We start from the raw sequence: 18,555 nt of genomic DNA, 5'->3' as shown, positions 1-18,555 counted from the left end.
GGACCTGGTAGCGGGCTTCCGCACGCTCGCCGGCCTGGGCGCGCGCCGCACCGCCGCGGGCCGCTACCGGGGCCGTTCCCGCGAGGCTCTCGACGCCACGGTCCACGCGATCGACGCGGAGGCGCGGTTGATCGGATCGGTGGAGGTGCTGGGCGGCATCTTCGTCACCCTCGTCGCGGCGGGCTCGGGCGTCGCCGCCATCCAGGGGCATCTCACCGTCGGCGAGCTGATCACCGTCGTCGGCCTGGCGCAGTTCATCATCGACCCCATGACGGCCTTGGGCAAGAACGCCTCGGCCGTGTGGGCGACGTCGGTGGCCAGCGCCGAGCGCGTCCTCGGCCTGCTCCGCGAGCCCTATGCGGTGGCGGAGGGCGGCACTGCGGTGGGCGAGGGCGCGCGTGACGACGACGCGGCCGCCATCGTCATCGACGGCGAAGCCGTGACGCCGGGGTCGCACCGGGTGTTCGCGGTCGGCGCGGCCGAGATGTCCGGGATCGTCGATGCGCTGACCATCGCGCACCGCCCGGATCGGGGGCGCTTCTTCGTCGACGGCGTGGATCTGGCGGACGCCGAACTCGGCGACGTCCTGTCCCGCGTCGTGGTCGCGCCGCATACGGCGGACCTCTTCGACGGCACCGTCGTGGAGAACCTGCTCGCCGTGCGGCCCGAGGCCACCGGCCCGGAGATCGACGCCGCGCTGGCCGCCGCCGGCTGCGTCGACGTCATCGAGGTGCTGCCCGACGGCCTGGAGACCCGCATCGGCGACGCCGGCGTCATGCTTTCCGGCGGTCAGCGCCAGCGCATCGCCCTGGCCCGCGCGCTGCTGGCGGATCCGCCGGCGCTGGTGCTGGCGGACCCGACGACGGCGGTCGATTCGGTGACGGAGCAGGCGGTGGCGAAGGGCGTCGTGAAGCATCGCGCCGGCCGCACGACGATCGTGCTGACGTCCGCCCCCGCCTGGGCGGCCGAGATGGAGGTGGCGTGACATGCGCGGAATGAATCAACTGGCCGGGGTCCTGCGCCCAACGTTCGGCGTCGACAGCCGCGACGCCGCGATGACCGCGGACCGTTTCCCGGTCGCCGGGGCGGGGGAGACCCTGCAGCATCTGCGCACCCTCGTGCGCGGCCGGGGGCTGCGGCTGTCGGTGGCCGTCGCGGTGCTCATCGCCGCCGCGTGGTGCGGAGTGCTGGTGCCCAAGCTCATGGGCGGCATCGTCGACGTCGTCGCCGACGGTGGCGCCCGCGGCGACATCGTCGAACTCGCCGGCCGGATGATCGCCGCCGCGATCGGTTCCGGCGTGCTGTCCGCCATCGGCTTCACGCTCGTGGCGCGGCTGGCGGAGACCGCCATCGCGGACCTGCGCGAGGACATGGTCGGCACCGCGCTGGGCCTGCCCGTCGAGCGCGTGGAGAGGGCGGGCGCCGGCGACGTCGTCTCCCGCGCCACCGACGACGTCGCCCAGGTGTCGGCCGCGGTCACCCAGACCCTGCCCATCGCGGCCGGCGCATTGTTCACCGTGCTGGTGTCCATTGCGGGCGTGGGCTCGGTGGACTGGAGGTTCATGGCGGCGTTCCTCGTCGTCGCCCCCGTCCACGTGCTCGCCGTGCGCGGCTACCTGCGCACCGCCCCGGCCGTCTTCGCCGCCGAGCGCGGCGCGATGGCCGAGCGCGCCCGCATGGTGCTGTCGACCATCCACGGCCTGCCCGCGGTCCGCGCCTTCGGGCTGGCCGCTTTGCGACGCCTCGGCATCGCCGAATGGAGCTGGAAGGTCGTCCGCCATGGCGTGGACGCCCGCATCACGCACAACATCATCATGGCTCGGATGCACTTCGCCGAATACCTCGGAATGGCGTCGACGCTGGTGCTGGGCTTCTACCTGGTGCAGGCCGGGCACACCACCATCGGCGGCGCCACCGCCGCGATGCTGCTGTTCATGCGACTGTTCGCCCCTCTGACCCGCATGGTGATGGTCCTCGACGTCGCCCAGTCCGGCGCCACGTCGCTGACCCGCATCGTCGGCGTGCTGCGCGAGCGCCGGCCCGAGCACGCCGACGCGGACCCCGACCCCTCCGCCGGCGTCGAACTGCGCGGAGTCAACTTCTCCTACGGCCGTGGCAGCGCCGTCGACGACGTCGACCTGACCATCGCGCCGGGGGAGACCGTCGCCCTGGTCGGTTCCTCCGGCGCCGGCAAGTCCACCGTCGCGGCCATCGTCGCCGGCCTGCGCATCGCCGACTCGGGCACCGTCATGGTCGGCGGGCACGACCTGACCACCGACGCCGAGGCCGCCCGCGGCCGCACCGTCGCGCTGGTCACCCAGGAGGTCCACGTTTTCGAGGGCACCCTGCGCGACGACCTCACCCTCGCGGCGCCCGACGTCGACGACGCCGCCGTGCTCGACGCCCTCGAGCGGGTCGGCGCCGAATGGCACCACGGGCTGCCCGACGGCCTGGACACAATCGTCGGCATCGGCGGCCACCGCCTCGACCCCGTCGCCGCCCAGCAGGTCGCGCTGGCCCGCGTGCTCCTGTCCGACCCGCCCGTCGTGGTCCTCGACGAGGCCACCGCCGAGGCCGGATCTTCCGGCGCCGACACCCTGGCACGGGCCGCCGACGAGGTCACCCGAGGACGCACCGCGCTCATCGTCGCCCACCGCCTCGACCAGGCCGCAGCCGCCGACCGAGTCGTGGTCATGGAGGGCGGCCGCATCATCGAATCCGGCCCCCACGCGCGGCTCGTCGCCGCCCGCGGCCGCTACGCCACTCTGTGGGGCGCCTGGTCGGAAGGCCGCCGCCGCCAGGCATGACGCGAAAAACGCCCGGCCCGCACATCCCATCTGGAATGTGCGGGCCGGGCGTCGAAAAGCAGGGGGCGCTGAGCCGCGAACCCTACTTCTGCTTCATGGAGCCGGTCTCGACGAAGCGCTGGTGCCAGCCCAGGGCCTCCTTGAGATCGTGCGGGGTGTGCAGCGCCGACTGGCCGCCCTTCTCGGCGCGCTCGACGTACTCGGTGAGCGCCTCCTTGTAGTCGGGGTGCGCGCACTTCTCGATGACGACCTTGGCGCGCTGGCGCGGGCCCAGGCCACGCAGGTCGGCGAGACCCTGCTCGGTGATGATGACCATGGCGTCGTGCTCGGTGTGGTCGTGGTGCGAGACCATCGGCACGATGGCGGAGATGTCGCCGCCCTTCGCCGTCGACGGGGAGACGAAGGTGGAGATGTAGGCGTTGCGGGTGAAGTCGCCCGAGCCGCCGATGCCGTTCATGATCTTCGTGCCCATGATGTGGGTCGAGTTCACGTTGCCGTAGATGTCGGCCTCGATCAGGCCGTTGCACGAGATCACGCCGAGTCGGCGGATGACCTCGGGGTTGTTCGAGACGTCCTGCGGGCGCAGCACGATCTTCTTGGCGTAGTCCTCGGCCTGGTTGTTCATGCGCTCGGCCGCCTCCGGCGACAGGGCGAAGGACGTGGCCGACGCGACGGTCATGGTGCCCTTGTCCAGCAGCTCGACCATGCCGTCCTGGATGACCTCGGTGTAGGAGGTCAGGTTCTCGAAGTCGGAGTCCAGCAGGCCGGCGAGCACGGCGTTGGCGATGTTGCCGACGCCGGACTGCAGCGGCAGCAGGTTCTCCGGAAGACGGCCCTGGGAGACCTCGTTCTCGAAGAAGTCGATCAGGTGGCCGGCGATGGCCTTCGAGTCGTCGTCCAGCGGCTTGAACGGCGAATTGCGGTCCGCGGCGTCGGTCTCGATGACGGCGACGACCTTGCTCGGGTCGATCTCGATGGCGGTGGTGCCGACGCGCTGGCCGGAACCGATGATCGGGACGATCTGGCGGTTCGGCGGCAGGCCCGGGCTCCAGATGTCGTGCATGCCCTCCAGGCCCAGCGACTGCCAGGAGTTGACCTCGACGATGATCTTGTCGGCGGCGTTCAGGTACGACACGTTGTTGCCGACCGAGGAGGTCGGGACCAGGCCGCCGGACTCGGTGATGCGCGTGGCCTCGACCACGGCGACGTTGAGGTCGCCGAAGAAGCCCTGCTCCGTCTGCGGGCCGGAGTGCGACAGGTGGATGTCGGAGTAGGCCGACGTGCCGTCGTTGATGGCCTTTCGCATGCTCGGGTCGGACTGGTACGGCATGCGCCAGGCGATGCCGCCGGTCTCGGCCAGCGCGGCGTCGAGCTCGGGGGCGGTGGAGGCGCCGGTGAGCACCTTCACGCGGAACTCCTCGCCGCGATCCTTCGCATCGGTGATGCGCTTGGCCAGCGCGCCCGGCAGCTCCTTCGGGTAACCGGCGCCGGTGAAGCCGGAGAATCCGATCATGTCGCCCGGGTTGATGAAGGCCGCGGCCTCATCAGCGGTCATGACCTTGCCGCGCAGACCAGCGTGCGCGATGCGTTCCGACATTGTTCCTCCTGAAATGTGGATGTTCGTCCTGAAAAACCGCCGACCCGCTTCCGGAACCGACCCGGCCGAAGCGACCGATCGTGCGTTCCCGATTCGCATCGGTTTGTCGGCGAACCTACCATGCGAACGGCGTACTCCATCATAGTCGCAGTTGAGGGCGTATGACGTTGGGTGCCCCTGGTATCGACCGGTGTCGTGGAACACACCCCGGCGAACAGGGTGAACCGGCCCACTGCGCGCGCGGCGGCCGTCCGTCGGCCCCGAATGGAGGGGGTGGCCGTGTATTTCCCCGGCCGCTTCCGGCCCCGCGGTGCGGACGGATTCCCCCCCCCGGCGTCCGTCACCGTTCGGCGAGCAGCGCCATGGTCTCCTCGTCGGTCAGCATGGCCGCATCGAAGGCCGCCAGTGCGGCGCCGGCGTCGAAGTTCACGCCGATGAGCACGACCTCGTTCGACGGGGCGATGTCCGTGCGCGCCCATTCCACCGCCGGCTGAATGGAGAGGTTCGGGCCGGCCTGGCTCCAGACCTGGGCGATTTCCAGGCGGTCGGCGATCCAGCAGTGGCCTTTGGAGCGGACGAGCCCGCGGGTGGCGCGCAGGGCGGCGACGAGGCGGTCGCGGTCGAAGGGGCGGTCGCCCCGGAAAGTGACGGAGGAAATCCCGTACTCCTCGGTCTCGGGCGTGTGCGGATTCGCCAACTCCTCGGCGTACCCGTGGTAGGCGGCGGCGGTGGCTTCGTCGTAAAGCCCCGCATCCAGGACGATGCCGGCGCCGACCTCGCCATCCGTGACGCGCAGGATGCGCGCGCGGGGATTCATCGCGCGCACGGCGTCCTCGGTGGCCTGCGCCAGGCGCTCGTCGACGAGGTCGGTCTTGGTGATGAGGATGAGGTCCGCGAACTCCACCTGGTCGACCAGCAGGTCGGAGACCGTGCGCTCGTCGTCGGGCGTGGCCTGGCGGTCGGCGTCGGCCAACGCCCGGCCGGAGCGGAGCATGGCCAGGCACTGCGAGGCGTCGACGAGCGTGACCATCGTGTCGATGGGGGCGATGTCGGCCAGCCGCGAGCCGTCGTCGAATTCCCACTCGAAGGTCGCGGCCACCGGCATCGGTTCGGAGATGCCCGTCGATTCGATGACGATCTGGTCGTAGTCGCCCGAGCGCGCCAGATTGCCCACGCCCTCGACCAGGTCCTCGCGCAGGGTGCAACAGATGCAGCCGTTGGACAGTTCGACGAAGCGGTCTTCGCCGCGGGTGAGGTGGGAGCCGGCGGCGACCAGGCCGGCGTCGACGTTGACCTCGGAGAAATCGTTGACGATGACGGCGAGTTTGCGGCCGTCTTGGTTGGCCAGCAGATGGTTGAGCAGCGTGGTCTTTCCGGAGCCCAGGAATCCGGAGAGGACGGTGACGGGGGTTCCGGCTGAGGCGGGAGAGGGGTTCGCGTTCGGCAGGGGGACATGGTCGCGCAAAAGAAAATCAATCGCAACAAGGGGCGGGCGTCGCCCGCATTGCGGTGGTCAGTCCTCCTTGTAGCCCATCTCGTCCTCCAACTGCAGGATGGCTTCGCGGAACGCGCCGTCGGACAAGCGCAATTCACCGGTGATCGGGCGCGGCCCGTATGTCACCGCCTCGATTTCCGTCTCGCCGCCGCCCCAATGCATGAACCACACGCCGGGCATGCCGGTCGGATCGGCGGCGTCGGCGGAGAGTTTCATGAGGAGCTCGATGGCGGCCAGGTCGCTCGGCTCGGCCAAGCCGGTGGCCAGGATCTCGTGGCGGTTCGGAATGGCGAACAACAGGCCGTGGCCCAGGGAGTCGCCCCATCGCGACTCACCGCGTACGCCGCCGATCACCTTCCGGATGGCGTCCGGCACGAACGGCAGCTTCGACGCCACCAGATTCGAGTCGCCCTTGAACGACCACAGCATCGCCCCGGTTTCCGGGTGGGTCATGATGTCGACATCGCAGTGCAACAGCTCGGTGTTTTTGCGGGCGGCGTCGTAAAGCAAATCCAGGTCCCGGCCCGCGACTGTGTCATCCGCGAGGCACGCCAGATGCCGTCCCATCTTCATCTGCAGCACCTCGTGGAATGGGCCGAATTTACGGGAGTACGTGTAGGCGTCGGGCCCGAACTCCGCGGGCAGCTCCCACACCAGGCGGGAGTAGGTGTTCTTCAGCAGATCCACCTCGTCGATCGAGGGGAAGTCGGGCATGCCGTCGATCGCCGGCTTGATGAAGTCCTCGATGATGCGCCGCCACTTCGTGCGCGGTGCGTTGCCGAGCATGTGCTCGAGATTGTGCGTGTTGAAGATGGTGCCGTTTCCCAAATCGAGGCGGGCGCCGTCGCCGTCGTCGGCGACCCTCTCCACCGTGATGCCGGACCACTTGAGCGTGCGGATGATCATGTTCAGGGACGGCCGGGCCGTCGTCGTTTCCCCCATGGCGAGCAAGTTAGCGCCGGTCGGGCGAGTCCGCAGAAGTGCAGTCACGGGGGCAGGGGAATGGGGGAGCGGGGACGGGGACGGATAATCGGTGACCGGTAGTAATCTCATGGGCAAAAGAAGGATTCTCGCCGCCTCGAGGTCGCAGGCATGCAGGAAACGAGGAGGTCGGTGGGCGATGGGCCGGGACGGGAACGAACCGCTTTACGACGACAATCCGTGGAGCGACGCGAATGCGGAGGGCACGATGGCTTCTTCCGGTCGAATGTCCCCGACGATGCGTGGGGCGATCATCATCGTCGCCTTGTTGGCGGTGATCGCCATTGCGGGTGCCGTCATCGCCGTCGCACTCCGCGGAGGCGATGACGGCGCGAACTCGGCGTCGCCGACGTCGGAGGCTGCGGTGGACGGCAGCACGCCTGCCACGGACACGGAGGCCGACGAAGAATCCCCGGCCGTCGATTCCGTCGCGATTTTGGAGGGTGCCGGGTTCGACGTCGTGATGTCCGGCCCGGCGCCGGAGGCCGTCGAGAGGTGGGGCGACTATGAGCTGGTGCGGTCCGCCAACGAAAGGGTTCGGGTTTTCGACGGCTCTGAGCCGAGCCGGGCGACGCTCGACGGCGGACAGTGGCCGATGACGATGAACGATTGCGGCATCGTGTCGTATCTCGTGGTCTTCCGCGGCGCGAACGAAAACGTCATGCTGAACGCGAGTTTGTTGAACTCCGCCTACCTGGTCGCCGACGAGGAACAGGCGTCGCAGGGCTGGATGCTCCTCACCAACTGCGCGACTCCGCAGTGGGAGTTCCTGTCGTCGACGGATCAGGGGAACCTCGCCGACGTCATCTACGACGTGCATGAATACCGCCAATCGGCGACGGCCGCGCCGGGGGGAACTTCCGATGGAACCAACCTCGAAGCACGGGACGGCGGTTCGGAGATGAAGCATTTCTACTACTGCGTCGCCGACTCGCCGGGGCAGGCGATCATGACGGACGGCTCCACGGGGTACGAGCCATACTGCGTCGAGAATCCCGAGGCCACGCGTGCGTCGCTGGGTGAACGGTGCTGCGGCGGGTTGGATGGTTCCTCACTCTGTGGAGAAGAATTGTGGTTCGACGTGTGTCGAACCCGCCCGCCGGGTTGGTGAGAGACCGCCGCCGCAATGACCCGACCCAATCCCATCTGATAGGATTACGGAGTCCATATAGTGAGAAGGGATCCCCGCGACAATGAGCGACACCACCGGCACGCTGAAGATCGCCGTCATCGACGGCGACGGCATCGGCACCGAGGTCACCGCCGAGGCCCTCAAGGTCCTCCGCGCGACCATCGGCGACTTCGAGACCACCGAATACGATCTCGGCGCCCGCCGCTACGAGCGCAATGGTGAGCTGCTCACCGACGCCGACCTCGACAGCCTCCGGGAGCACGACGCCATCCTGCTCGGCGCCATCGGCGATCCTCGGAAGGTGCCGCCGGGGATCCTGGAGCGCGGCCTGCTGCTGAAGATGCGCTTCGCCCTCGACCACCACGTCAACCTGCGCCCGTCGAAGCTGTACCCGGGCGTCGAGTCTCCGCTGAAGAACCCGGGCGACATCGATTTCGTCGTCGTCCGCGAGGGCACGGAGGGCGCGTACACCGGCAACGGCGGCGCGATCCGCGTGGGCACTCCGCAGGAGGTCGCCAACGAGACCTCGGTGAACACCCGCTTCGGCGCCGAGCGCGTGGTCCGCTACGCCTTCGACCTGGCCATGACCCGCCGCAAGAAGCTCACTCTCGTGCACAAGACCAACGTCCTCGTCCACGGCGGCGGACTGTGGCAGCGCACCGTCGACGAGGTGGCCACCGAATACCCCGAGGTCGAGGTCGACTACAGCCACATCGACGCCGCGACCATCTACATGGTCACGCAGCCGTCGCGTTTCGACGTCATCGTCACCGACAACCTCTTCGGCGACATCATCACCGACGAGGCCGGCGCGATTTCCGGCGGCATCGGCCTGGCGGCGTCCGCCAACATCGACGCCTCCCGCACCAACCCGTCGATGTTCGAGCCGGTCCACGGTTCCGCCCCGGACATCGCCGGCCAGGGCATCGCCGACCCGACCGCCGCGATCCTCTCCGGCGCCATGATGTTGCGCCACCTCGGCCGCGAGGATGACGCCGCCCGCATCGAGCGTGCCGTCGAGGCCGACGTCGCCGAGCGCGGCGATGCCCCGATCGTCACCGTCGAGGTGGGCGACCGCATCGCCGCCGCGGTGTCGCAGGGCTAGGTTTTCGCTTTACGACGCCCAGTCGCCACATCGAAAGGCGCCCGGATCGGACATCGATCCGGGCGCCTTTTGGCGTGTGCACGGGCCGTCGTGAAGCAACGGGTCGATACAGTTGCGGGGGAGTCGACGCTGAGGAGCGCGAATGATCTACATGGTCCCGGGCATCGCGGCCGCATTTTTCGTGTGGATCGTGCTGGGAATCGGCACCTACGCGTACAACCGCTCGACCGGGCAGAGAACCCGGCTGAAGCGCGACGCATTTCTCACGATCGGCCTCGTGGCGTGGGCGGCGTACACGGGCTATTTCGTGGTTTTCGCCTTCGAATCCCTGCTGCCGGCCTACTCGGCCATGTCGCTCGGGTACTTCATCGTGTGGGGCACTGCCGGATTGGCCTGCTATCGCCGTAACGGTGGATATCCCGGATGGATGAAGTATCCGGGGCTCAAGTCCGGTGAAGGGTGGCCGTCGTCAAGCGAAACGTGAACGACCCCCGCGGTGAGCGGCACCAACTGCCGACGCTTCCCCGATTTCGTTGCATGAATCGGGGGAAGCGTCGGCAGTTGCGTCCCGAAGTCAGCTGACCCGCGCCGGGCTGCGGGGCTCCGGGGAAGAAGAGGCGGCCTGAGTCGAGGTGCCGCCGGCAAACTTCCTGCGGCGCAGCAGCCGCATCGCGTTGACGATGACCACCAGCACCGACAGCTCGTGGACGAGCATGCCGATGGCCATGGTCACGCCGCCGGCGAAGACGCCCGCCAACAGCACGGCGACGGTGAGCAGGGCGATGAAGATGTTCTGCTTCATCACGCGGTTGGTGCGCTTGGCCAAGTCGATGGCCTCCGGCAGCTTGAGCAGGTCGTCGGACATCAGCGCGATGTCGGCGGACTCGACCGCGACGGCGGAACCGGCGGCGCCCATGGCCACGCCGATGTCCGCGGCGGCAAGCGCCGGGGCGTCGTTGACGCCGTCGCCGACCATCGCGACCGTGCGGCCGGCGGCGCGGTAGGACTCCACGGCGTCGTACTTGCCCTCCGGCAGCAGCGACGCGCGGATCTCGTCGACCCCGGTCGCGCCGCCGATGGCGCGGGCCACCGGTTCGACGTCGCCGGTGAGCATGACGACGTCCTTGACGCCGATGCGGTGCAGGCCTGCGACCATGTCGGCCGCCATGTCGCGGACCTCGTCGGCGACGGCGATGACGCCGAGCGCGCGGCCGCCCGCCGCGACGATCATCGGGGTGGTCCCGCCGTCCGCCAGTTCGCCGGCGACGCGGGCTGCGTCAGGGGAATCGATGCCGAACTGCTCGAGCAGCGCGGGGTTGCCCACCAGGATCAGCTCGCCGTCGGCGACGGCGCGGATGCCCTTGCCGGGAACGGATTCCACGGTGTCCGGCAGCGCGACGGACAGACCTCCGTCGCGGGCGGCCTCGAGGATGGGCGCGGCCAGCGGGTGCTCGGAGCCGGCCTCCGCGCGGGCCGCCGCGGCCAGCACCTCGCGACGGGTGACGCCCTCGCCGACGGGGATGACGTCGACCAGGCGCGGCTCGCCGACGGTGAGCGTGCCGGTCTTGTCCACGGCGACCAGGTCGATGTCGGCCGCGGTCTCCAGGAATTCGCCGCCCTTGATCAGGATGCCGTCGCGCGCCGCACGGCCGATGCCGGAGACGATGGACACCGGGATCGAGATGACCAGCGCGCCGGGGCAGCCGATGACCAGCAGCGTCAGCGCCAGCTCGACATCGCGGAACGCCAGCCCCGCGACGACGGCCAGGACGATGATGCCAGGCGTGTACCAGCGGGAGAACTTCTCCATGAACGTCTGCGTCGGGGCCTTCGCGTCCTGCGCTTCCTCGACGCGGTGGATGATGCGCGCCAGCGTCGTGTCCGCGCCGACGCCGGTGGCCTCGACCCGCAGAAAGCCGCCGCGGGAGATGGTTCCGGCGAACACCTGGTCGCCGATCCGCTTGTCGACGGGCACCGACTCGCCCGTGATGCTCGCCTGGTCGATGGCGCCGGTTCCGTCGACGACCACGCCATCGACGGGGACCTTGGCGCCGTTCTTCACGATGACGATCTCGCCCGCGGCGACCTCGGCGGCGCCGACCGTGACCTGTTCGCCGCCGCGGAGGACGACCGCTTCGTCGGGGGCGACCGCGATGAGCTCCTGCAGCGCGGACCTCGTCTTGTTCAGCGTCGCCGACTCCAGGGCATTGCCCACGGCGAAGAGGAAGGTCACCGCGGCGGCCTCCCAGTAGTTGCCGATGAGGATGGCTCCGACGGCGGCCACGGTCACCAGCGCGTCGATGCCGATGTCGCGGACCATCAGTGCCCGGACGGCGCCCCGGGCGATGCGCCAGCCGGCGACCACGGCCGCGGCGAGCATCAGGCCGTTGGCCACCGCGTGCGCGCCGGCGAGGCCCGATGCGATCCACGAGGCGATGATGAGCGTGCCCGAGATGATCGGCACCGCCCACCGTCCGGTGAGAAATCCGTTGAAGCGTGTCATTGTCCCGTCCTTTCGGTTCAGGTCGCCCTCTGCCGCGGCCGAGCGGGCCGGTCACCAGGCGATTTCCAGGTTCGTCTCCGACGGTATGGGGGAGCGGCGCTCCGGAGAATGACGCGGATCAATTGTCCGGGAGAGGTTCGGAAGGGAGGAGAGGTGGAGGAGAGGTGGAGGAGAGGTGGAGGAGAGGTGGAGGAGAGGGGACGCGAAAACCGCCCCGCACCGGTGGTCCGGTGCGGGGCGGTTCGTGTCGGCGGGCGGGAGCTAGAAGGCGGATGCCTTGGCGACGTACCCGGCCTTCGCGATCTCGTCGATGATGGCGTCGGTGCCGGCGACCTCCGGGTCGTGGTCGACCTCGATGCGCGAGGTGTTGAAGTGGACGGTCACGTCGGAGACGCCGGGCATGCGGCCGACCCGCTTCTCGATCTTGGAGACGCACGACGGGCAGGTGAAGCCCTCGGCGCGGAGCATGGTGGTGGTGACGTCGGACATGGTGATCGCTTCCTTTCGGCTGGTCGGAGGGTCGTGGCCCGCCGTTTTCCTTGGTGCGCCACTCACGCTATTGCGGGGCGGCGGAAGCGACATTGACGTGCGTCAATTATCCGGAAATCATCCTTCGGCGAGCTCCCGGAGCGCGGCCATGTCGGTGATCGCGGTCCATTTGCGGCCGGTGTCGATGACGCCGTCGCGGCGCATGGCGCTCATGGCGCGGCTCACCGACTCCGTGGTCGATCCGGTCATGCCGGCGAGGTCCGCCCGGGTCAGCGGCACCTGCAGCAACACCCCGTCGGGCCCGGGATCGCCGAATTTCGCGGCCAGGCGGACCAGCGCACCGGCCACCCTTTGCGCGACGGTGCCGGTCACGGCCGCGAACGCCGCGCGGGTCGAACTGAGTTGGCCCGCGACCTCGTCGAAGGCTCGCACGGCGACTGCGGGGTAATCGCCGAGCAGGGTGCGGAATCCCTCGGAGTCGATGCGCAGCGCGCACGTCGTCTGCAGGGCCATGACGGAATCTCCGTGGACACCCATGCCCAGCGACGCCACTCCACCGAACAGATCCCCGGGGCCGAGCACGTCGAGGACGATTTCGGCGCCGTCCGCGTCGGTCCGCGTCATTTTCGCGCGCCCGGAGGCGAGGACGTACAGGTCGTCGGCGGGGTCCCCTTCGACGTACAGGTATTCGCCGGCGGCCCAGGATCGGGCGGTCATCCGCTCGCCCACGTCGGCGATGTCCCGTTCGCCCAGGTCCCCGAACAGCGCCGTCGCCGCCAGCACCCGGCGCCGCACGGGCGCGGGGCAGGAGTGCGGCTCTCCGCAGGCCGCCCGCAGCGGCACGTATCGTCGTTCACTCATGGCCCCATCGAACCATGATCGGCCACGCTCAGTCCGACAACAGCGCGATGAGCTGCTCGCGCACCACCCAGCGACGGCGCTGCGTCCGCTCGGGACCGCGGACGCCCTCGGAAACGCGGATGCAGGCCGCCTCGATGTCGACGGTGCCCAGCTGCATGCCGTCGGTGGTGGTGATCACGTGGCCGCCGTAGTACTCGTCCGGCTCGATTGCGTCGGCCGGATGCCCCTGGCGGTCCAGCTCGTCGATGATCAGGTCGAGCACCGACCGCTTCTGGCCGGCCCGCGGCAGTCCCGCGACCAGCGCGTCGCGGGTGATCTCCAGGTGGCCGAGGTGCTGCGCGCATTCGTGGTACACGTGCACCATCACGCCGCCGATCGTCGGCAGCCACCAGCGCCGCTTGTCGGTCGGGGGAGCGGCGGGCGCGTCCTGCGGGTCGGCGTCGCGGAGCTTCTCCAGCGCGGCGACGATGACCTCGCGCTGTGCGGCGTGGCGTTCCAGTTCGTCGGCGACGGTGCCGGAGGCGGAGAATTCGTCGGTGCGGTCCCTGACGTCCTCATTGCCCAGGCAGACATGGTCGAGCCAGTATCGGGCGGAGCCTCCGACGTGGCGCAGCAGCACCAGCGGGGAGTTCACGCCGGGGATGTCGGGGCGGGCGTTGGCCAGCTCGTCGTCCATGCCGCCGACGATCGCGGCGATCGCATCGAATGCCTCGAGAATGTGGGATTCCAGCGGGCGGGCGGGGTTCTGCGTGTTCATGCATCCACCATAGCCGTGATCGATGTCACACGGCAGGCTTTGCGACGCCCATGGCTTTCACCGTTCGCCGGGCCCCGATCCGGCATCCCCGCCCTCGGGTCCGCCGGGGTTGATCAGGCCCGCGCGCATCATCGCGTCCTCGAAGGGGCCGTCGACGACCACGGAGGGTTTGCCGCCCGGGCCGTCCGGGCCGCGGACGTTCTGGATCAGCGGGCCGTCGCTGAAGCCGGAGCCCACCGCGACCGAGGACACCTCCGGATCATGGATGTAGTACAGCCCCTCGAACCCCGTGTCGTCGCCGAACCGCTCGAGGAAGTCGAAGAGCATGCCCACGCCACGCAACGACGTTTCATCGACCAGGGGCACTCCGACCAGCGATCCCCGCCGCGGGGCGACCGCGAGGACGCCTTCGCCGACCGCCGGAACTCCCGCCCTCTCCGCGATCCGGGCGGGCAGCGACGCCAGCTGCGAGGACACGAAGAAATGGTCGCCCTCGAGCAGCCACATCGGGCCGCCGCCCTCCACGTCGACGGTGGACAGGTCCGATGGCTCCACTTCCGTGTTCTTCCGGGCGGCGGCGAAGAGGAGGTCCAGGTCGCGGCCGTCTAGATGGGCGTCCGTCAACGTGGTCACGTGCGACGGCAGATCCCGGCACATGACTTCGACCAACGGGCCGATGCGGCGCGCATACGCGAACTTCGCGTCCCGCGTTTCCTCCGTCATCGCGTCGAAAAGCCGGGAACGCAAAGAACGCATCAATTCCGCGTCGTCCGAAGGGATCTCGTCGGCAAGCGAGGTCACGTCGTCCGCCATGTGCCCGTCGACGCCGCCTTCGATGCCGCCGTTCTCCGTCGCGGGGGCGGGTTCGGGGGTGTCCCGGGGACCTGTATTGCTGCGTCGGCTGAACATGGGGCCAACCTAGCAGCGGTGTTCGATATTCTGGGGGAAACGAATGCCGTCGGGCCCGTCGGCCCGACCGGATCCCCGGGAGACCACATGTCCGTCGAGCTCGACGAAATCCGCGAATTCCTGCGCCAGACGCCACCGTTTTCGGAGCTGCCGGAAGAAGAGCTCAAGGCTCTGCCTGGCCGACTGACCATGCGCTACGCCCGCCGCGGCCAGGAGATCATCTCCGCCGGCCGCACCAGCGACGCGCTGTTCATCGTCCGCTCCGGACTCGTCGACGTCTTCGACGCCTCCGGCACGCTGCTGGACCGCCGCGACGACGGCGCGACCATGGGCTACTCGACCATGCTGTCCCACGAGCCTTCGCTGTACACCATGACGGCCGTCGAGGATTCGCTGCTGCTGGCAGTGCCCGAGGACGTCTTCGACGACCTCATGGCCCGCTTCCCGCACATCAGCCAGTACTACGGCGGCGAGAACGCCCGCATCCGCGCAGTCGCCTCCGACCTGCGCAGCTCCGCGTCCTCCGACGCGCTGCGCACCCGCGTCGCCGACCTCATGGCCGGCAACCCCGTGCAGATCGGGTCCACGGCCACGATCGGCGAGGGGGCGAAGGTGATGACGGAACGCAACGTCTCCTCGCTGCTGATCATCGACGACGGCGAACTCAACGGCATCCTCACCGACCGCGACCTGCGCCGCCGGGTGCTCGCCGCCGGCCACGGCCCCGAGCTGGTGATCAAGGAGGTCATGACGCCCAACCCCGTCACGGTCGAGCCGTCGATGCTCGCCTTCGAGGCCATGCTGCTCATGGCCGAGCGCGGCTACCACCACCTGCCCGTCGCCGACGACACGGGCGTAGTGGGCATGGTCGTCATCGGCGACCTGCTGCGCACCCTGCACACCGACCCCGTCTACGCCACCGCCACGCTGGCGCGGAAGAAAACCATCAAGGAAATCTCCGAGGTCGCGGCGAACTCCCGGCGGGTGGTCAGCCGCTTCATCGAGCGAGGCGTCTCCGGCGACGAGATCTCGCGCCTGCTCACCGTCACCGCCGACGCCGTCGCCCGCCGTCTGCTCGACATGGCGGAGGAAAAGTTCGGCGCCCCGCCGGTGCCGTACTCGTTCGTCGTCCTCGGCTCGCAGGGCCGCCGCGAAATGGGCATGGCCTCCGACCAGGACAACGCGCTGATCCTCGACGATTCCTACGACGAGGCGGCCCACGGCGAGTACTTCAAGAACCTCTCCGAGTTCGTGTGCAACTCGCTGGCCGAGTGCGGCTACCCGCTGTGCCCGGGCGACATGATGGCCTCCAACCCGGACTGGCGCATGAGCCTGTCGGCGTGGAAGACGGTGTTCCACCAGTGGATCACCAAGCCCGACCCGGACGCGCTGCTCCACGCGCAGACGTTCTTCGACATCCGCGGCATCCACGGCGAGGACCAGCTGGTCGACGACCTCCGCGCGACCTACGTGCCCATCGCCGAAGGCTCCAAGCGCCTGCATGCGCACCTGGCGAAGCTCGCCGCGAACCGCGAACCCCCGCTGGGCTTCTTCCGCGGCCTGGTGCTGGAGAAGGGCGGCAGCCACGAGAACACGCTGGACATCAAGAAGGGCGGCATCGCCACGGTCGTCCAGATGGCCCGCCTCTTCGCCGTGGCTTCCGGCCTGCCGCAGATCGGCACCCGCGAGCGCCTCAACGCCGCCGCCGGCGCCGGGGCGGTCAGCCGCCAGGGCGCCGCGGACCTGCGCGACGCGTTCGACTTCCTGGCCAGCGTCCAGCTCGCCCACCAGCATGACGCGGTCAACGCCGGCGAGGAACCGGACAATCACGTCAACCCGAAGGGACTGTCTCGCTTGGAGCGCGAGCATCTGCGCGACGCCTTCGGCGTGATCCGCCGCCTGCAGCAATCGCTGGCGACGAAGTACCCGATCAACCAGATGTCGTGACGGGGAGATCGCAATGGGATTCTTCGATTCGATGTTCGGCGGCGGGCGTCGCAAAGCAACCGGCGTGCTCGCCGAGTTCTACGACGTGCCGACGCAGGACGACCGCTGGCTGGCGGTCGACGTCGAAACCACCGGCCTCGACCCGAACAAGGACCGCCTGCTGTCCATCGGCTGGGTGCCCGTCGACGGCAACGAGATCATCCTCGGAGGGGCCGATCACGTCATCCTCCGCGGCGCGGAAGGCGAGGCGTCGGTCGGCGAGTCTGCGACGCTGCACGGCCTGACCGACGACGCCATCGCCCTGGGCGTCGAGCCCGGGGAGGCCATCGAGATGGTGCTCGAGGCTCTCAAGGGCCGGAAGCTGCTGGCGCATTTCGCCAAGTTGGAGACCGGTTTCCTGGACAAGGCGTGCCGCCGGCACTTCGGCGCCGGCCTCAAGGTCGACGTCGCGGACACGATGCAACGCGAGTACCTGAAGTATCAGGCCGCGGACCGCGAACCGCGCCGCGACGAGCTGCGCCTGTGGACGTGCCGCGAACGCTACGGGCTGCCGCCGTACAAGGCCCACCACGCGCTCACCGACGCGCTGGCGGGCGCCGAGCTGTGGCTCGCGCAGGACGCCGCGGGGCTGCCCAGGTAGGCGTCGCATCGGCCACGCGGCGCGGGGGTGGCCCGCACAGTGGGGTCGATCACCGTTATCCGTGGTTCGCCATGTAATCTGTCCGGCATGCGTATTGCTCGAATCGCCCACCCCGAGGGCATGTGCTTCGCGCTCGTCGAAGGCGAAGATGACGGTGTCCAGCTGCACGAGATCGAAGGCCACCCGTTCGGCGAGGTGACCAAGACCGGCCGTTCGTGGCCGCTCGCCGACGTGCGTCTGCTCGCGCCGATGCTGCCGTCGAAGGTGGTTGCCATCGGCCGCAACTATGCCGACCACGTCAAGGAGGTCTTCAAGACCTCCGGCGAGTCGCTGCCGCCGACGATGTTCCTGAAGCCCCCGACGGCCGTCATCGGCCCGGAGGCCCCCATCCGGATCCCGGATTTCGCCACGAAGGTGGAGTTCGAGGGCGAGCTGGCCATCGTGATCGGCAAGCCGTGCAAGAACGTCAAGGCTGCCGACGCCGAGGACGTCATCTTCGGTTACACCATCGTCAACGACGTTTCCTCGCGTGACCTGCAGTTCGCGGACGGCCAGTGGGCGCGCGCGAAGGGCATCGACACGTTCTGCCCGATCGGCCCGTGGATCCAGACCGAGCTGGATTACGAGGACCTGCCGATCAAGGCGCACCTGACCCAGAACGGCGTCACCGAGACCAAGCAGGACTCGAACTCCGACCAGATGATCATGTCTATCCCGGAGATCATCGAGTTCCTCACGGCGTCCATCACGCTGCTGCCGGGCGACGTCATCTGCACCGGTTCCCCGGCCGGCACCGCCGCCATGTTCCCGGGCGACCGCATCGAGATCGAGATCCCGGGCATCGGCAAGCTGGCCAACCCGGTCGAGCGCGCCTAGTCCGCTTTACGACGAACCCCTCCCGGACCTCAGAGGTCGGGGAGGGGTTTTCGCGTGCCCGGGTCAGAGCCCGAAGGCGCGCAGGACGGTGCGGAGCTTCGCGGTGGTCTCGGCGAGCTCTTCTTCGGGGTTGGAGTCGGCGACGATGCCGCCGCCGGCCCACAGGCGGGCGTCGGTGCCCGCGGCGTCGATCTCGGCGCAGCGGATGGAGACGACGAATTCGCCGTCGCCGTCGGAGTCGCACCAGCCGACGCAGCCGGCGTAGAAGCCGCGGTCGGATTCGACGGCCTCGATGACGCTCATCGCCGATTCGGTCGGGGTGCCGCAGATCGCCGGGGTCGGGTGGACCAGCAGAGCCAGGTCGAGGGCGGAGACGATGGGATCCTTCAGCTCGCCGCGGATGAAGGTTCCCAGGTGCCACATCTCGGAGGTGCTCAGCAGCTGCGGCTCGTGGGG

The 18,555-nt window shown here is 69.2% G+C and carries 17 protein-coding genes; 8 read left to right on the top strand and 9 right to left on the bottom strand.

Annotation, left to right across the window (positions count from 1 at the left end; all coding sequences use genetic code 11):
• A partial coding sequence (locus tag GX015_RS02720) for an ABC transporter ATP-binding protein (RefSeq protein WP_291342605.1) occupies nt 1-985 on the top strand: 985 nt, incomplete at its 5' end.
• A 1-nt stretch (nt 986) separates the two neighbouring features.
• Nucleotides 987-2,807, top strand: a complete 1,821-nt coding sequence (locus GX015_RS02715; RefSeq protein ID WP_291342603.1) for an ABC transporter ATP-binding protein — start codon at nt 987-989, stop codon at nt 2,805-2,807.
• Nucleotides 2,808-2,889: 82 nt separating this feature from the next.
• Here GX015_RS02715 and GX015_RS02710 read toward each other — a convergent pair whose 3' ends face one another.
• From GX015_RS02710 to GX015_RS02700, 3 genes are all read right to left on the bottom strand, one after another.
• Nucleotides 2,890-4,404 (bottom strand): acetyl-CoA hydrolase/transferase family protein, encoded by a 1,515-nt coding sequence (locus GX015_RS02710; protein ID WP_291342602.1) that lies wholly within the window; start codon nt 4,402-4,404, stop codon nt 2,890-2,892.
• A 340-nt stretch (nt 4,405-4,744) separates the two neighbouring features.
• On the bottom strand, nt 4,745-5,869 hold the full coding sequence (locus tag GX015_RS02705; protein ID WP_291342600.1) for a GTP-binding protein: 1,125 nt from the start codon (nt 5,867-5,869) through the stop codon (nt 4,745-4,747).
• A 48-nt stretch (nt 5,870-5,917) separates the two neighbouring features.
• The gene (locus tag GX015_RS02700) at nt 5,918-6,841 is read right to left on the bottom strand and encodes a hypothetical protein (RefSeq protein ID WP_291342599.1); all 924 of its coding nucleotides are present in this window, start codon (nt 6,839-6,841) and stop codon (nt 5,918-5,920) included.
• A 178-nt stretch (nt 6,842-7,019) separates the two neighbouring features.
• Between GX015_RS02700 and GX015_RS02695 the strand changes: the two genes are divergently transcribed.
• From GX015_RS02695 to GX015_RS02685, 3 genes are all read left to right on the top strand, one after another.
• A complete protein-coding gene (locus GX015_RS02695) occupies nt 7,020-7,991 on the top strand; it encodes a hypothetical protein (protein ID WP_291342598.1) in 972 nt (323 codons plus the stop codon).
• Between the two features lie 103 nt (nt 7,992-8,094).
• The gene (locus tag GX015_RS02690; RefSeq protein WP_291342606.1) at nt 8,095-9,117 is read left to right on the top strand and encodes a 3-isopropylmalate dehydrogenase; all 1,023 of its coding nucleotides are present in this window, start codon (nt 8,095-8,097) and stop codon (nt 9,115-9,117) included.
• A 142-nt stretch (nt 9,118-9,259) separates the two neighbouring features.
• Nucleotides 9,260-9,601, top strand: a complete 342-nt coding sequence (locus GX015_RS02685; RefSeq protein WP_291342596.1) for a hypothetical protein — start codon at nt 9,260-9,262, stop codon at nt 9,599-9,601.
• A gap of 90 nt (nt 9,602-9,691) precedes the next feature.
• On the opposite strand, the gene GX015_RS02680 is transcribed toward GX015_RS02685, so the two are convergent.
• The 5 genes from GX015_RS02680 to GX015_RS02660 form a co-directional block, all read right to left on the bottom strand.
• Nucleotides 9,692-11,620, bottom strand: a complete 1,929-nt coding sequence (locus tag GX015_RS02680) for a cation-translocating P-type ATPase (protein WP_291342593.1) — start codon at nt 11,618-11,620, stop codon at nt 9,692-9,694.
• Nucleotides 11,621-11,881: 261 nt separating this feature from the next.
• Nucleotides 11,882-12,109, bottom strand: coding sequence for a heavy metal-associated domain-containing protein (locus GX015_RS02675; protein ID WP_155870131.1), 228 nt, complete (start codon nt 12,107-12,109; stop codon nt 11,882-11,884).
• 117 nt (nt 12,110-12,226) lie between these two features.
• Nucleotides 12,227-12,970 (bottom strand): Crp/Fnr family transcriptional regulator, encoded by a 744-nt coding sequence (locus tag GX015_RS02670; protein ID WP_120982975.1) that lies wholly within the window; start codon nt 12,968-12,970, stop codon nt 12,227-12,229.
• 28 nt (nt 12,971-12,998) lie between these two features.
• Complete coding sequence (locus tag GX015_RS02665; RefSeq protein ID WP_291342589.1) at nt 12,999-13,727, bottom strand: DUF664 domain-containing protein; 729 nt, start codon at nt 13,725-13,727, stop codon at nt 12,999-13,001.
• Between the two features lie 57 nt (nt 13,728-13,784).
• Nucleotides 13,785-14,636 (bottom strand): hypothetical protein, encoded by an 852-nt coding sequence (locus GX015_RS02660; RefSeq protein ID WP_291342587.1) that lies wholly within the window; start codon nt 14,634-14,636, stop codon nt 13,785-13,787.
• A gap of 87 nt (nt 14,637-14,723) precedes the next feature.
• Here GX015_RS02660 and GX015_RS02655 point away from each other — a divergent pair, with 87 nt between their 5' ends.
• The 3 genes from GX015_RS02655 (at nt 14,724) to GX015_RS02645 (ending at nt 18,099) form a co-directional block, all read left to right on the top strand.
• The gene (locus GX015_RS02655) at nt 14,724-16,583 is read left to right on the top strand and encodes a DUF294 nucleotidyltransferase-like domain-containing protein (protein ID WP_291342585.1); all 1,860 of its coding nucleotides are present in this window, start codon (nt 14,724-14,726) and stop codon (nt 16,581-16,583) included.
• A 13-nt stretch (nt 16,584-16,596) separates the two neighbouring features.
• Complete coding sequence (locus GX015_RS02650) at nt 16,597-17,223, top strand: exonuclease domain-containing protein (RefSeq protein WP_291342584.1); 627 nt, start codon at nt 16,597-16,599, stop codon at nt 17,221-17,223.
• Between the two features lie 87 nt (nt 17,224-17,310).
• A complete protein-coding gene (locus GX015_RS02645; RefSeq protein WP_291342582.1) occupies nt 17,311-18,099 on the top strand; it encodes a fumarylacetoacetate hydrolase family protein in 789 nt (262 codons plus the stop codon).
• A 63-nt stretch (nt 18,100-18,162) separates the two neighbouring features.
• Here the strand turns inward: GX015_RS02645 and GX015_RS02640 are convergent.
• Nucleotides 18,163-18,555, bottom strand: a 393-nt coding sequence (locus GX015_RS02640; RefSeq protein ID WP_291342581.1) for a chorismate-binding protein, incomplete at its 5' end; no start/stop codon positions are given.

Source organism: Corynebacterium sp. (assembly GCF_012837295.1).
In the GTDB taxonomy this organism is placed as follows: Bacteria; Actinomycetota; Actinomycetes; order Mycobacteriales; family Mycobacteriaceae; genus Corynebacterium.
Note: the sequence above shows the minus strand (reverse complement) of the source record. Positions and strands in the feature narration are given on the sequence as shown.

Excerpts from the sequence above, each read along its gene's own strand:
- GX015_RS02715 (WP_291342603.1), top strand. The coding sequence starts at position 987 with ATGCGCGGAATGAATCAACTGGCCGGGGTCCTGCGCCCAACGTTCGGC.
- GX015_RS02710 (WP_291342602.1), bottom strand. The coding sequence starts at position 4,404 with ATGTCGGAACGCATCGCGCACGCTGGTCTGCGCGGCAAGGTCATGACC.
- GX015_RS02700 (WP_291342599.1), bottom strand. The coding sequence starts at position 6,841 with ATGGGGGAAACGACGACGGCCCGGCCGTCCCTGAACATGATCATCCGC.
- GX015_RS02695 (WP_291342598.1), top strand. The coding sequence starts at position 7,020 with ATGGGCCGGGACGGGAACGAACCGCTTTACGACGACAATCCGTGGAGC.
- GX015_RS02685 (WP_291342596.1), top strand. The coding sequence starts at position 9,260 with ATGATCTACATGGTCCCGGGCATCGCGGCCGCATTTTTCGTGTGGATC.
- GX015_RS02680 (WP_291342593.1), bottom strand. The coding sequence starts at position 11,620 with ATGACACGCTTCAACGGATTTCTCACCGGACGGTGGGCGGTGCCGATC.
- GX015_RS02675 (WP_155870131.1), bottom strand. The coding sequence starts at position 12,109 with ATGTCCGACGTCACCACCACCATGCTCCGCGCCGAGGGCTTCACCTGC.
- GX015_RS02670 (WP_120982975.1), bottom strand. The coding sequence starts at position 12,970 with ATGAGTGAACGACGATACGTGCCGCTGCGGGCGGCCTGCGGAGAGCCG.
- GX015_RS02665 (WP_291342589.1), bottom strand. The coding sequence starts at position 13,727 with ATGAACACGCAGAACCCCGCCCGCCCGCTGGAATCCCACATTCTCGAG.
- GX015_RS02660 (WP_291342587.1), bottom strand. The coding sequence starts at position 14,636 with ATGTTCAGCCGACGCAGCAATACAGGTCCCCGGGACACCCCCGAACCC.
- GX015_RS02655 (WP_291342585.1), top strand. The coding sequence starts at position 14,724 with ATGTCCGTCGAGCTCGACGAAATCCGCGAATTCCTGCGCCAGACGCCA.
- GX015_RS02650 (WP_291342584.1), top strand. The coding sequence starts at position 16,597 with ATGGGATTCTTCGATTCGATGTTCGGCGGCGGGCGTCGCAAAGCAACC.
- GX015_RS02645 (WP_291342582.1), top strand. The coding sequence starts at position 17,311 with ATGCGTATTGCTCGAATCGCCCACCCCGAGGGCATGTGCTTCGCGCTC.